Consider the following 13827-nt stretch of genomic DNA (forward strand, 5'->3'; position numbering starts at 1 on the left):
CTTCCAGTCGAAAAGAAGGTCAAGCCCGATCGATGACCTGACACCGGTTCGGGTCGGTGCAGGCCGACGGATCCAGCCCTCCGGCCCGTGACGCCAACTCGACGAGCTCGGTCCGGGCGGCCACCAGCCGTTCGATCTGGTCGTCCAGGTCCGCGAGGTGGCGTTCGAGCAGCGATCGCGTGTGCGAGCAGCTGTTGGCACCGGTGTCCTTCAGCTCGAGCACCGACTGGATCTCCGCCAGCGACAGGCCCGTCGCCTGGGCGTCACGGATGAACCGGAGCCGCTCGGCAGCGGTGGCGTCGTAGTCGCGATAGCCGGACGGCGTGCGCCCCGGTTCGGCCAGCAGACCGATCGACTCGTAGTAGCGGATCGTCTTGGTCGTGACGTCCGCCTGTTCGGCCAGCTCTCCGATCTTCATGTCCGCCAGCGTAGGACTCCCTAGGCTGGACGGCAGGAGGTCTCGCCATGCGGCTCGACCAGCTCACGTTCGACAACTCGTTCACCCGCGAGCTCCCGGCGGATCCGTCCACCGAGATCCGGCCGCGGCAGGTCACCGATGCGGCCTACTCCCGGGTGGCGCCGACCCCGACCGAGGCCCCGACGCTGCTGAGCCACTCCCCCGAGGTCCTGGCGATGCTCGACCTCGGCCCCGAAGCGTTGGACGACACGTTCACGCGGGTGTTGTCCGGCAACGAGGTCCTCGACGGGATGGACCCGCACGCCATGGCCTACGCCGGCCATCAGTTCGGCAACTTCGCCGGCCAGCTCGGCGACGGCCGGGCGATCACCCTCGGCGAAGTCGTCACCAGTCACCACGGCCGCCAGACCCTTCAGCTCAAGGGAGCGGGGCCCACTCCCTATTCGCGCACGGCCGACGGCCTGGCCGTGCTGCGCAGCTCGATCCGTGAGTTCCTGTGCAGCGAGGCGATGCACCACCTCGGCGTGCCGACCACCCGCGCCCTGAGCCTCTGCCTCACCGGCGACAAGGTGATGCGCGACATGTTCTACGACGGCCGCCCGGCCCTGGAGCCCGGCGCCGTCGTGTGCCGGGTCGCCCCGTCGTTCATCCGCTTCGGCAACTTCGAGCTGTTCGCGTGGCGCCAGGAGACCGACAACCTGCGGGCGCTCGCCGACTACACGATCCGCACCCACTTCCCGGAGCTCGGCGAACCGTCCCCCGAGGTCTACGGCGAGTGGTTCACCGAGATCGCCAACCGCACCGCCGACATGGTCGTGCACTGGCAGCGCGTCGGCTTCGTCCACGGCGTCATGAACACCGACAACATGTCGATCCACGGCCTGACGATCGACTACGGCCCCTATGGCTGGCTCGAGGACTACGACCCCGGCTGGACGCCCAACACCACCGATCGCCAGCACAGGCGCTACCGGTTCGGTGCCCAGCCGGCGATCTGCCAGTGGAACCTCACCCAGCTCGCCAACGCCCTGCACCCGCTGATCGGCGAGGTCGAGCCGCTCCAGGCGGGCCTGGAGGCGTACGTCACCCGGTTCAACGACGGCTGGCCCCGCATGATGGCGGGCAAGCTCGGCCTGGCCGACTTCGATCCCGGCAGCGACGGACAGCTGATCGAGTCGCTCGTCGAGCTGCTCCCCCGGATCGAGACGGACATGACGATCTTCTTCCGGGGTCTGGCCGACGTCCCCGCGGGGACGTCCGAGCTGTCGGAGGACGAGACGTTGGCGCCGATCCTCGACGCGTTCTACGTACCCGACGAGCTCACCGGCGACGTGCGGGCCGCCTGGCTCGACTGGCTCGGCCGCTACCGGGCCCGGGTGCGCGACGACCGCCGTGAGGCCATGCACCGCGTCAACCCGAAATACGTGCTGCGCAACTATCTCGCCCAGCTCGCCATCGATGCGTCCGAACAGGGTGACCACACCATGATCGACGACCTGCTCGACACGCTGCGCACCCCCTACGACGAGCAGCCCGGCCGCGAGTCCTTCGCCGCGAAACGCCCCGACTGGGCCCGCACCCGCGCCGGCTGCAGCATGCTCAGCTGCTCCAGCTGAAAGATGGGACACGGGGTCAGAGTCCCGTCCCACCTTTTCCGAACTCAGAGTTTGCGGATCTCGTCGCCTTGGCGGATGGTGCCGGGGGTGACCACGCGGGCGTTGATGCCACGCAGGTGGAGCTCCTTGCCGATCTCGCTGTTGACGAACCGGTGGGCATCCACACCGAAGCGCCGACTGAACTTGGCGCACCCCGTGTGGGGCTGGTCGGTCACCTCGATGACGGCATCGCCGATGGCGAGCTTCGTCCAGTGCGGCAGGTTGGCGTCGCTGAGGTCCATGTCGGCGATCAGCTGATCCCCGGCCAGCGGCATGCGCTCGGGTGACTGGGCGATGAGCGCGAGGATCCGGGCGTTCATGATGTTGAGCTGCATGTCCGGATGCGACGACCCGTCCTCGGTGCGCTTCGAGCCCCGCTGGTTCCACGTGTCGCCGGCGAGCCCCTCCTCACAGTTGAGCTCCGCGGTCTCGAGCACCACTCGCTCGTCCTCCGCGGGACGCTGCACGATGAGTTCCACGGTGCCCTCGGCGGGCGAGGCCCGGATGTGATCCAGGGCGGCTTCCATGTCGGCGGTGGTGAGGTGTTCCATGCCGGTCAGTCTGTCAGGAAACCGGTGGGACGCCGGTGAGATTCGTCTCGAGCAGCAGACCCCCGTCGATCTGGATCGCCTGGCCGGTGATGGCGCTCGATTCGTCGCTGGCGAGGAACAACACCAGGTCGGCGACCTCCTCGGGCTGGATCGTGCGACCGATCGCGTGCTTCGCCGCCACCTCCTCGCGGGTGGTGAGGCCGATGCTCAGCACCTGCTCGAACATCGGCGTCTCGACCACGCCCGGGCAGATCGCGTTGCAACGGATGCCCTTGCGCCCGTATTCGAGCGCCGTCACCCGCGTGAGGTTGATGAGCGCCGCCTTCGCGGAGCAGTAGGGGGCGTTTGCTGCGCCGGCCAACAGGCCGTAGACGGAGGACGTGTTGACGATGGCGCCGCCGCCCTGCTCGATCATGTGCGGGATGGCGGCCTGCATGCCGTGGAGCGGGCCGTTCAGCATCAGCTTGATCGACGCGTCGAACCCGGCGAGGTCCAGGTCGGCGACATAGCCACCGGTCGAGGTCGCGGCGTTGTTGAACAGGATGTCGATCCGGCCGTGATCGGCCACGCAACCATCGACCGCGGCGGTGACCTGGTCGGGGTCGGTGACGTCGGTCTTGACGAACGTGACGTGGTCCGCACCGATGTCGTCCACCATCTGCGCCCCCCGATCAGCGTCGATGTCGAGCCCGACCACCTTCGCCCCCTCGGCGACGAACCGGCGAGCCGTCGCCCAGCCGATACCTCCCGCCACCCCGGTGATCACTGCTGCCCTGCCGTCGAGTCTTCCCATGGGCGGAGTTTCGCGCGGCATGATCCTGGGTATGGAACTCACGCCGGAGCTCACCGAAGCCGTCGACCACGTCCTCTCGACCACCCGAGCCGTGCGCAGGCGCATCGATCTCGACCGGCCGGTCGAGGATCAGGTCCTCTACGACTGCATCGACCTCGCCGAGCAGTCGCCCACCGGCGGTAACCAGTCGACCCGCCGCTGGCTGGTCATCCGCGATCCCGAGCAGAAGAAGGCCGTCGCTGATCTCTACCGCGAGGCCGGCGGCGAATGGATCATCGCCAGCCACGAGGGCGTCAAGGGCACCGGCCACCACAACGAGAAGGTGCTCGCCTCGGCCGCGTTCCTCGCGGAGAACCTCGAGCGCATGCCGGCCATCGTGATCGTGTCGATCTGGGGCGAACACGACGCGAGCGGACGCCCCGGCCTCTTCGACTCCGTGATCCAGGGGGCGTGGAGCTTCTGCCTCGCGCTGCGGGCCCGCGGGCTCGGCAGTGCGTGGACCACCCTGCACCTGAGCAAGGCCGACGAGTTCAAGGAACTCCTCGGCATGCCCGACGGCCTCACCCAGATCGTCCTTCTCCCGGTCGGCTACACCGTCGGCACGGACTTCAAGGCCGCGCCGCGCATCTCGGCCCGCGAGATCACCTACGTCGACCGCTGGGGCGACACGATGGCAGACAACGCCGACGGCCCCCTCACGTTCGCCGCCGGACCCGGCGTGACCGTCGAGGTCGAGACCAAGGCGAAGCCGAGCGCTATCTGGCCGTTCATCGCCGATCCCGACCTCCTCGCCCGCTGGAGCGACGAGTTCCAGGGCGCCACCTGGAACGGCGAGCCCGGCGAGGGCCAACGCTTCACCGGGCGCAACGCCAACGAGGTGTTCGGCGAGTGGGAGACGTCCAGCGTGTGCACCCACTACGACGAGAACCGCTGCTTCGGCTGGAAGGTGCAGCGGCCCGACGCCGACGAACCCGGCACCCAGTGGCGTCTCGAGATCATCCCGCTGGCCGGCGGGTCACGTCTGCGCTTTGCGATGCGCTTCGGACCGGGCGACTCCGGTCTGACGTGGAACATCTCCCAGAACCCCGACCGGGAGACCGAGATCATCCGGGCCCGTCAGGACGAGCACCGGGCCAACATGCTCCGCTGCGCCGAGGGCATCATCGCACTGGCCGAGGCGACCGGAGGATCCTGACCATCCCGCCGGCGGCCCGCACCGTCAGCCAGACGACCGACGTGAGGATCACCGCGCCGCCGATCAGCGTCTCCGCCGAGGGCTCCTCGGCGTGGATCCACCACATCCAGATCGGCGCCAGGACGACCTCGGACATCAGCAGCAGCGCGGCGTCGGGCGCGGGGACGTAGCGGTTCGCCCAGGTGAAGATCGGCAGCGGGATGCCGAGCAGCAGCACCCCGGCGAAGAACCCGATCCACCGGTCGTGCCCGGACGCCACGAAGCCGTCGCCGAGGCCCGTGGCGATGAGCGAGATCACGAGCGCGGTCGTCGCCCCGACGATCACCGGCACGGACGGGTCGATGTCGTCGCCGACACGGATCAGCGTCGAGTAGAAGCCGAAGCCGATCGGGATGATGGCGACGACCGGCACGATCCACAACGGCGCGCCGCCGAGTCCGGCGCTGACCATGATCACGACGCCCGTGATCATCCCGACCGTCGCCAGCTGCGCCTCGCGACTCATGCGCTCGCGCAGGATGAACCAGGAACAGATCGCGGCGAGGATCGGCGATCCCGCCTGGAAGGCGAGGACGAACGCGGCCGTCGTCTCGGTGAGCGCGACGATGAAGGCCGAGAACATCAGGCCGATGATCACACCCGCCCCGATGTGGGCGAACTCGACCGCCTGCAGCTCGACGCCGACACGGCGCCGGTTCTGGAACACGAACACCGGCACCGTGACGGCGAGGGCACCGGCGGCCCGAAAGACCAGGTACTCCCACGCGCCGATGTCGTCCGTCCACCGGAAGAAGACGGCCCCGAAACTGAAAACGATGCCCGCGGCCAGAACGACCACGGCCCCCTGTGCACGCGACATCGCAGGCACGCTAGGAGGGAGTAGGCGGCCGATGCCAGGCGATTTCAGTCGTCACCCAGCCAGCCGGCGACGGCGTCGGTCGGCGCGAAGCTCTCGACGAGCGAGTTCTCCGCGAGGCGGCGCAGACCGTCATCGTCGAGGTCACAGAGGTCCCAGGCGTGCTCGTACTCGGCCAGGAGGCTCGTGGCGAACAGCGGCGGGTCGTCCGATCCGAGGGTGACGGTGAGACCGGCGTCGAGCATCGCCGGCAACGGGTGGACGTCGAGCGACGGCACCGCGGCGAGGGCGACGTTGCTGCCCGGGCACACGTCACAGGCCACACCCTCGTCGACCATCCGGGCCACGAGATCCGGATCCCCCATCGCGCCGATGCCGTGCTGGATGCGTTCGGCGCCGAACACGTCCAGGGCGTGGGCGACCTCCCAGGCCGGGCCGTGCTCCCCCGCGTGGCTCACGGTGTGCAGGCCGGCGTCGCGGGCGCGGTCGAACGCCGGCCCGAAGTCCTCGACGCGCCAGTTGTCGGCCGGCCCGCCCATCCCCACGGCGACGATCCGGGGATGGAGCTCGGCGAGCACGACATCGAGCGCCCGGTGGGCGGCGTCGGCCCCGAGATGGGGCGAGAGATCCGGGATCAGAAGCGACGAGATGCCGAGGGCCGCTTCCGTCCGTTCGCACCCGGTCACGATCCCGGCGAGCACTTCCGACCAGTCGGCTCCCTGCTCGACGATGTGGTAGCTCGACGACACGTGGAACTCGACGTGGACCGCGCCCTGGTCGTGGGCGTGCCGCAGATAGGCCTCGGCGACGTCGGCGAAGTCGTCGGCCGTGCGCAGCAGGCCGCACACCCAGAAGTAGCGCTCGAGAAAGCTCGGGAACCCGTCGAAACGGAGCCAGTCCCGTATGCCCGCCTCGTCCGCCGCCGGCGGGGTGACCCCATGGCGGTCCGCGAGGCGAAGCATCGTCGCCGGATCGACGCTGCCCTCGAGATGAACGTGGAGCTCCGCCTTCGGCAGGGCGCGGGCGAGGTCGGCGGGGAACTCAGGCATGTCATCCATACAAGCCGAGGAGGCGACCGGAGAAGATGATGACCGCGACCACGAGCACGGGCCGGATCACCCGCTCGCCGCCGGCCACGGTCACCCGGGCGCCGATGTAGCCGCCGGTGGCCAGCCCGACCGCCAGCACGAGGGCGGGCGCCCAGTCGACGTCGCCGGCGATGATGAACACCGGCAACGCGAAGACGGTGAAGACGAAGGTGACGATCACCTTGATGTTGTTGGCCGTCACGAGGTCGACGCCGGCCCGCGACAGGGCGACGATCAACATGAGCCCGACGCCGGCCTGGAAGGCGCCGCCGTAGACGCCGATACCGAAGAAGATCACCGTGGTCAGCCAGGTGGGCCACTGGGGCCGTTCGGCCAGCGCCTCGACGTCGGGCTTGCGCAGCGACAGGATCAGGATCGGGATCATCACGAAGCCGAACGCCTGCTCGAACGCGTCGTCGGCCAGCTGGCTGATCACGATCGACCCGACGAGCGAGCCGACGATCGCGGGACCGAGGATGCGGCCGATGCCGCCGAGCCCCCGCACGCCGAGCCGCCGGAACGTGCTCGCCGCGGTCAGCGAGTTCGCCAGCACGCCGACCCGGTTCGAGCCGTTGGCTGTGTTGCCCGGCACGTCGGCGAACACCAGCAGCGGCACGGTGAGCAGGGAACCGCCGCCGGCCATCGCGTTGATCACGCCGGCGACGACACCACCCCCGAGGAGGACGACGACGTGGATCCACTCCATCGGCGCCACGCTAGCTGTGCCGGGGACCGGCTCAGTCGAGCGTAAAGGGACCCTTGCCCATCTGGTCGCGGATCGGCACCACGGTCGGGTTGGTCATGGACCGGCGCTGCCAGTTCGCCCCGTCGACCACGAGCGTGTGGCCGGTGATGAACTGGGCGTAGGGGCTGGCCAGGAAGGTTGCCGCCCAGCCGAACTCGCGACGGGTGCCGACCCGCATCGCCGGCTGCAGCCCGTCCTTCTCCGGATCGGCGCGGGCGAGGTTCTCCTGGATGTCGGCCGTCATGTCCTCGTGCGGGATCAGCCCGGGCACGAGGCCGTTCACCTGGATCCCGTAGGGCCCCCATTCGACCGCAAGCGACTCGACCATGTTCTTCACGCCGGCCTTCGCCGCCGCGGAGTGGGCGAAGCCCGGGCCACCGGTCCACGCGTAGGACGCGCCGATGTTGATGATGCTGCCGGGCGTGTCGGCGGCGAGGTGACGGCGACCGAACTCGCGGGCCACGAAGAACGTGCCGTTCAGCGTGATGTCGACGACGGTGCGCCACGCGTTCGGCGACATGTCCTCGGCCGGCACGGGGAAGTTCGCCGCCGCGTTGTTGACGAGCACCTGCGGCAGCCCGAAGGCGGCCTCCGCGGCGTCGAAGGCCGCGGCGATGCTGTCCGGCTCACGGATGTCGCACGTCACCGTCTCCACCGGCGCGCCGAGGGCCTCCATCGCGGCACGACCCGCGTCGAGGTGTTCGGGCTTGCGCGACGCGATCACGATCGACGCACCGAGTCGGGCGAACTCCTCGGCGATGCCCTTGCCGAGGCCGGTGCCGGCCCCGGTGACGAAGACGCAGACGCCGTCGTAGGTGCCGGCCGGAAGGGCGCTGGCCCCGAGCGCTGGTGGGTCGGGAAGGCCCATGTCAGCTCCCCCGGTAGTTCGGCTCGCGGTCCTCGGCCCGGGCCGCCTTGAACTCGGCGAAGTCGTCGGACCGGTTCAGGAACGTCTGGTAGATCAGCTCGTCCTCCATCGACGATCGGATCTGCGGACGGCTGAGGTGACTGATCACCCGCCGGGCGAGCTTGACCGTCACCGCCGGCGCCGCCGCGATCTTCTCGGCCATCTCCCGGGCGGTGTCGTCGAGTTCGTCCTCGGCGACGATCCGGCTCACGATGCCGTGCGCCAGCGCCTCCTCGGCGCTGAGGCGACGACCGGTGAGGACCATGTCGCTGACCAGGCCGTGGCCGCACATCTCGTAGAGCACCCCCATGCCACCGGTGTCGGGGATCACGCCGTGGCCGACCTCGGGCAGCATGAAGCGGGCACCCTCGGCGGCGATCCGCACATCGCACATGAGCGCCCGCTGGAACGAGCCACCGATCGCCCACCCCTGGATCGGGACGATGACCGGCGCCTCGAGCTCCCAGAGCTTCTGGATGCCCTTGTGGCCGCGGGTCATCAGCTCGTGATGGGTGAGCTCGGTGACGTTGGTGCCGATCGCGGCGACGTCACGGCCGCTCGACCAGCTCTTGCCGTTGCCCCGCCAGATCACGGCCCGCACGGTCGGTGTCGCGATCAGCTCGTCGAGGATCTCCCACAGATGGGCGTCCATCTCGTCGTCGAACGCATTGTGCTTGTCGACATTGTTGTTGGTGATGGTGGCGATCGGGCCGTCGATCTCGAAGAGGATCTTGTCGCTCATCGCTCCATTCCATCATCCGTTCGCCCCGAACGGAGAGTTCGCGCCGCGAGCAGGCCACCGCCGGCGACGGCGAGGCCGACCAGGACCAGTACGGGAACGAGCAGGCCGTTGCCGTCATCGTCGGGCGCGGTGGTCGTGATCGGTGCCGCCGTGGTCGTCGTCGTGGTGGTCGTCGGCGTGGTCGTCGGCGCGACCTCGCCGTCGAGGGCGGCCAGCACCTCGTCGCCGGACGGCGTGTCGAGCACCTCCCAGTTCACGCCACCGTCGGTCGATCGGACCACCGAGGTCTGGGCGTAGGCGTACACCGTCTCGTCGCGCGCATAGGTCGGCGAGAACTGGATCGGCGAGGAGGACGGGTTCGAGTAGTCGGCGATGAGGAGGTTCTGGCGGACGAGCGATTCACCGGCGATCGCGAACGTCCGACCGCCGTCGGTCGAGCGCAGCAGTCCGACCCCGCGCACACTCACGAGGACCGGACCGCCCTCGGCCACCGTCGGCGCGATGCCGATCGCTTCGATCGGGGTGCCGTCGTCGAGTCCGGGGCCGGAGACGAGCGACCACTGCTCCCCGTGATCGCGGGTCTCGTACAGCCCGTGGTCCGTGCCGGCGAGGCCGTACCCGTCGTCGACGTAGGAGGGCGAGAGCACGACCTGGATGCCGAAATCGACCTCGGTTCCGGAGACCTCACTCCGATTCACCACCCCCGTGGGCGCGAACGACGCGCCGCCGTCGCGGCTGCGATGGAGCGCGGCAACCGTGCCGACGAAGAGATCGCCGCCACCGGCCGCGTCCGTCGCGGGGGCGACGGATCGCACCCGACCGTCGAAGCGATGGAGCAGCTCCCAGCTCTCCGCGTCGCCGCGTTCCCCGGACCGGTAGAGCTCCCCCTGCCGTGTCGCGGCCCACAAGGTTCCGTCGGTGGCGAAGTCCGACGACAGCGCGAGCACGAACTGACGCAGCGCGGTGTCGTCGGGCCGATCGCCGACCGCGATCGACTCCCAGTGCGCGCCGGCGTCCGTGGACCGCACGACGGCGGTCCAGGTGGCGCCGTAGAGCGTCCGGTCATCGGCAAATCCCGGGGAGATGTGGACGTTGTGCAGTCGCCGGAGCGGCGCGAACTGGTTGCCCTCGTCGACGGACGGCTGGCCGAGCCCCTCGCTGACCAGGGTCCACGTCGCGCCGCGGTCCGTCGAGAGGAACGCCCCCTTCACGTAGGTGAAGACGGTGATGGTCGAGTCCTCCGCGTGGTCGGGCGAGACGGCGAGACCGGTGATGTAGTCGTCGAGCGTCTCGATCGGCAGCCAGGAGTCGTCTCCGTCGTCCGCGACGAACACGCCGGCGAAGCCGCCGAGGACCAGCCGCCCGGAGCCGCCCGGGGCGATCGCGATCGCCGCGAAGTCGGCCGCGCCGGACGACAGCGCCTGCGGCGAACGGGTCAGGCCCGCGTCGACCAGGTCCCAGCTGTCACCGGCATCGCGTGACACGACGGGGCCAGAGCGGATCGTCACCCCCCAGAGCAGTCCGTCGTCGGCGAATCCCGGGGAGAAGGCGATCTCGTTGACACGGTCGTCGGGAAGACCGGGGACCGGGGCGTAGGACCCACCGCCGTCGGTCGAACGGACGACGCCGTCGTCGCCGGTGATAAAGACCGTCGCCTCACCCGACGGCCCCGGCCCGATGGCGATGTCGCGGGGAAGCCCGATCTCGACCGAGAGGCCGTCGTGCCAGGTCGCCCCGCGGTCCGACGAGACGAACGTCTGGCCGTTCGTGCCGATGGCGAGGAGGTTCTCGCCGTCCTCGTGGTGCTCGACCTGCCATGCGCCCAGGTTCCGTTCCGGGAGGGTCGCGGCTGTCCAGGACTGCCCGCCGTCCGTCGAGCGGGCCACGGGTCCGTTGAATCCGAAGCTGCCACCGACGACGAGGAGGTCGTCGGCGTCGACCGGCGACACGCTCAGCTCGCGGGCGGTGAACCCTGTGTCGGCCACCGTCTCCCAGGACAGGCCGCCGTCGGCGCTTCGCAGCACCGCGCCGTCGCCGGTGGTCAGGTAGCCGACCGCCGGGTCCGAGGGTGCCATCTCCATGCGGGCGACCTTCTGCGCTTCGCCCCCGAGGCCCCGCACGATCTCGCTCCAGCTCTCCCCGCGGTCCTCGGATCGCATCAGATGACCGCGGACGATGGCGTGGACGACACCGCTCTGCGCGAAGTCGACGCTGAAGTCCACGTCGGTGACCTGATCGTGCGGCGCGTGGGCCGCGGCCGGGGTGTCGTGGCCCGGGGCGAGCGACACGATCATCGCCGCGGCGATGACACCCCACATTCCCCTGCGGCCCCGGTTCATGGGGCGACGATACTCCCGGCACGCGCCATACTCCCCGAATGGAGATCGCCTCACTCGGCAACTGTCCCTCGACGCTGTTGGCCGATCCGATGGCGATCGACGGGGAGAAGCTGCGGGCCTACATCGACGCCACCGCGTCGGCCGGCTTCGATGCCGTGAGCCTGTGGGCGTTCCATCTGCTGTTCGCCGGGCCGGACTCGGCCGCCGTCGTGCGCGACTCCGGTCTCGACGTCGGGGCGGTCGAGGCGTGCATCGGTTGGACCGCCGGGCCGAGCGACGCCCTCACCGCCGAGATCGACGGTCTGATCGGTACCGGCGTCGACCTCGGCGCTCGCATTGTCGGTGCCGCCTGCCTCGGTCCGATGGACGACCACCCCGCCGCCGTCGACGGGTTCGCGGCCATCGCGGCGCGTGCCGCCGAGGCGGACATGGTCGTCTCGCTCGAGTTCCTCCCCTGGACGGGCATGCCGACCCTCGCCGCCGCCAACGATCTCGTCGTTGCGACCGGGGCCGCGAACGCGACGATCCTGCTCGATCTCTTCCACTGGATCCGCCAGCCCGGCGGGCCGGACCTCGACCTGCTCCGCACCCTGCCCGGCGAGCGGATCTCCTACGTCCAGCTCTGTGAGCCGTCCGCCGCGCCGACGATGGCGACCGGCGAGATCGAGAACGAGGCGATGCACGCCCGTCGCCTCCCCGGCGCGGGCACGGTCGACCATCCGTCGATCTGGGATGCGCTCGACCACATCGGCAGTACGCCGTTCGTCGCCGCGGAGGTGTTCAGCGACGAGCTGGTCGCCGACGGGCCGGTGTCGATGGCCCGGGCCGTGCACGACGCCTGCCGAGCCGTACTGCCCTAGACGGTACTGCCCTAGACGGTACTGCCCTAGGTTTCGCCGAGGTCGACCGGGTCGCCGATCCGGAGGGTCGCTCCCTCGATGACGCGGCAGATCACACCCGCGCGGCGCCGCATGGCCGTGCGGGCGCCGTCGCCGATCTCCATGTCGAGCATCTTGCACGGCGCCGCATCGCGGACGACCTCGAGCACGACATCGCCGACCCGCCAGCGATGCCCGGGTGTCCGCGGCACCACGCCGTGGCTGATCGTGACGTTGCGTCGGGTGAGGAGCGGATCGATGGGCGCGCCGAATGCCTCCTCCGCTTCGGCGAGCTCGGTCAGTGACTGCACGCTCAGCTGGCGGTGCCTGCTGCCGTGATAGCGGTCGCCGACCAGACCGGCCTGCGTCTCGATCTCCGCCTCCTCGACCGCCCGCATCGGCAGTTTCGTGGCGAGACCGAGCTGGATGCCGACGACTCTCATGGGAGGAACACGCTTCCTCGCGTGCCGTCGATCGTCACCGCCGCGCCGACCTCGACCCGCCGGCCGGCCACGTCGATGCCGTGGTCGCCGATCACCAGTCCCTGCACCGCCACGACGGCGGGCACACCCGCGCCCCGGGTGACGACGGCGGCGTGACTCTCGGGGCCGCCGAGCACCGTCAGCACCCCGGCCGCCCGCACCATGACCGGCACGTCGCCGGGCGAGCTGGTCTCCAGCGCGATGATCACCGACCGACCGGCATCGATCGCGTCGAGTGCGTCGTCCGCGTCGACATGCAGTTCGCCGGTCGCCACCCCCGCGCTGGCCGCCCGTCCGTGGGCGACCGCACCCTCGAGCTCGGGCGTCGCGCCGTCCACCGCCGGAGGGGCGAAGGTGCGCAGTTGCAGGTACCAGAGCTCGCCCTGCTCGATCACGATCTCGAGTTCGACCGGCGAGCCGAGTTCCGCCTCCAGTCGTGCCGTGTCCTCCCGCAATCTCGCAGCGGTCGCCGGGAGACGCCCGTCGATGCTCGCGGCCGGGTCGACGGCGATGGTGCCCGCCATGACCGCGTCGCCCCGCTGTCGCCAACCGATCGAGCCGGCCATGCCCGCCTTCCCGGTCACCGGGTCGCGGCTCGTCACCACCCCGGCCCCGGACAGGTCGTCCCGCGTCGCCTCGACCTGATGCTGCACGATCACTGCAGTCGGGGGCACCTCGTCGACGCCCATCGCCCGCACGATCGTTTCCACCCGCAGCCCTCGCGTCGAGGCCACCACGGCGGCGACGGCCTCCGGAACGTCGTCCGGCTTCACATCGAGCATCGTGTCGAACGCCCCCGGGAGCGAGATCGACGCTCCGGAGCGCACCGCGAACCTGGTGTCGTGCGCCCCGGGGATGCGTCGCAGCTCGTCGAGCGCGTCGGCGAGGTCGGCGAACGCGGTCGTCACCACGCCGATCTCCACACCCTCGGCGATCTCCGCCGCCGCGTCGATCGGGACGACGATCGCCGCCGGCACCGACAGGCCCAGCCGGAGCAGCTCCTGCAGCCCGCAGGCCTTGCCGCCGTGCCGCAGCGGATCGAGGGGCGCGCCGTCGCCGGCGATCACGACGATCCCCGAACGCTCCTCCCCCGCGGCGGCCATTCCACGAGTCTGCCCTGCCGCATGCCTCACCGTCGGGAGTATCACTCGGCAGCGCCCCGCGCCATCACGCCACGT

The 13827-nt window shown here is 70.2% G+C and carries 14 protein-coding genes; 3 read left to right on the forward strand and 11 right to left on the reverse strand.

What is annotated here, in order from left to right:
- Window positions 1–19 precede the first annotated feature (19 nt).
- A complete protein-coding gene (locus R8F63_08815) occupies window positions 20–418 on the reverse strand; it encodes a heavy metal-responsive transcriptional regulator (protein MDW3218700.1) in 399 nt (132 codons plus the stop codon).
- Window positions 419–465: 47 nt separating this feature from the next.
- Here R8F63_08815 and R8F63_08820 point away from each other — a divergent pair, with 47 nt between their 5' ends.
- Window positions 466–2034: a YdiU family protein gene (locus tag R8F63_08820; protein ID MDW3218701.1), complete on the forward strand. Its 1569-nt coding sequence runs from the start codon at window positions 466–468 to the stop codon at window positions 2032–2034.
- A gap of 44 nt (window positions 2035–2078) precedes the next feature.
- Here the strand turns inward: R8F63_08820 and R8F63_08825 are convergent, their stop codons facing one another.
- A complete protein-coding gene (locus R8F63_08825) occupies window positions 2079–2624 on the reverse strand; it encodes a hypothetical protein (GenBank protein ID MDW3218702.1) in 546 nt (181 codons plus the stop codon).
- Between the two features lie 13 nt (window positions 2625–2637).
- Window positions 2638–3417 carry an SDR family oxidoreductase gene (locus R8F63_08830; protein MDW3218703.1) on the reverse strand — a complete coding sequence of 260 codons (780 nt, stop codon included), beginning with the start codon at window positions 3415–3417 and terminating at the stop codon, window positions 2638–2640.
- 31 nt (window positions 3418–3448) lie between these two features.
- On the opposite strand from R8F63_08830, the gene R8F63_08835 reads away from it, so the two are divergent.
- Window positions 3449–4612 (forward strand): nitroreductase family protein, encoded by a 1164-nt coding sequence (locus R8F63_08835; GenBank protein MDW3218704.1) that lies wholly within the window; start codon window positions 3449–3451, stop codon window positions 4610–4612.
- Here R8F63_08835 and R8F63_08840 read toward each other — a convergent pair.
- Genes R8F63_08840 through R8F63_08865 form a run of 6 tightly spaced genes read right to left on the reverse strand, consistent with a single transcriptional unit; the run spans window position 4578 to window position 11289 of the window.
- Window positions 4578–5471: a DMT family transporter gene (locus tag R8F63_08840; protein ID MDW3218705.1), complete on the reverse strand. Its 894-nt coding sequence runs from the start codon at window positions 5469–5471 to the stop codon at window positions 4578–4580. The genes R8F63_08835 and R8F63_08840 overlap by 35 nt on opposite strands.
- Window positions 5472–5515: 44 nt before the next feature.
- Window positions 5516–6517, reverse strand: a complete 1002-nt coding sequence (gene add / locus R8F63_08845; GenBank protein ID MDW3218706.1) for an adenosine deaminase — start codon at window positions 6515–6517, stop codon at window positions 5516–5518.
- Between the two features lies 1 nt (window position 6518).
- Window positions 6519–7262, reverse strand: coding sequence for a sulfite exporter TauE/SafE family protein (locus tag R8F63_08850; GenBank protein ID MDW3218707.1), 744 nt, complete (start codon window positions 7260–7262; stop codon window positions 6519–6521).
- A 31-nt stretch (window positions 7263–7293) separates the two neighbouring features.
- A complete protein-coding gene (locus tag R8F63_08855) occupies window positions 7294–8169 on the reverse strand; it encodes an SDR family oxidoreductase (GenBank protein MDW3218708.1) in 876 nt (291 codons plus the stop codon).
- A 1-nt stretch (window position 8170) separates the two neighbouring features.
- Window positions 8171–8950: an enoyl-CoA hydratase/isomerase family protein gene (locus R8F63_08860; GenBank protein ID MDW3218709.1), complete on the reverse strand. Its 780-nt coding sequence runs from the start codon at window positions 8948–8950 to the stop codon at window positions 8171–8173.
- Complete coding sequence (locus R8F63_08865; protein MDW3218710.1) at window positions 8947–11289, reverse strand: hypothetical protein; 2343 nt, start codon at window positions 11287–11289, stop codon at window positions 8947–8949. Before R8F63_08865 ends, R8F63_08860 begins: the two co-directional genes overlap by 4 nt.
- Window positions 11290–11327: 38 nt before the next feature.
- On the opposite strand from R8F63_08865, the gene R8F63_08870 reads away from it, so the two are divergent.
- Window positions 11328–12149 carry a TIM barrel protein gene (locus tag R8F63_08870; protein MDW3218711.1) on the forward strand — a complete coding sequence of 274 codons (822 nt, stop codon included), beginning with the start codon at window positions 11328–11330 and terminating at the stop codon, window positions 12147–12149.
- A gap of 26 nt (window positions 12150–12175) precedes the next feature.
- Here R8F63_08870 and R8F63_08875 read toward each other — a convergent pair whose 3' ends face one another.
- Both R8F63_08875 and R8F63_08880 read right to left on the reverse strand, forming a co-directional pair.
- On the reverse strand, window positions 12176–12610 hold the full coding sequence (locus R8F63_08875; GenBank protein MDW3218712.1) for an MOSC domain-containing protein: 435 nt from the start codon (window positions 12608–12610) through the stop codon (window positions 12176–12178).
- Window positions 12607–13752: a PEP/pyruvate-binding domain-containing protein gene (locus R8F63_08880; protein ID MDW3218713.1), complete on the reverse strand. Its 1146-nt coding sequence runs from the start codon at window positions 13750–13752 to the stop codon at window positions 12607–12609. The genes R8F63_08875 and R8F63_08880 overlap by 4 nt, the downstream gene beginning before the upstream one ends.
- Between the last annotated feature and the right edge of the window lie 75 nt (window positions 13753–13827).

The sequence above is a fragment of the Acidimicrobiales bacterium genome, assembly GCA_033344915.1.
In the GTDB taxonomy this organism is placed as follows: domain Bacteria; phylum Actinomycetota; class Acidimicrobiia; order Acidimicrobiales; family Aldehydirespiratoraceae; genus JAJRXC01.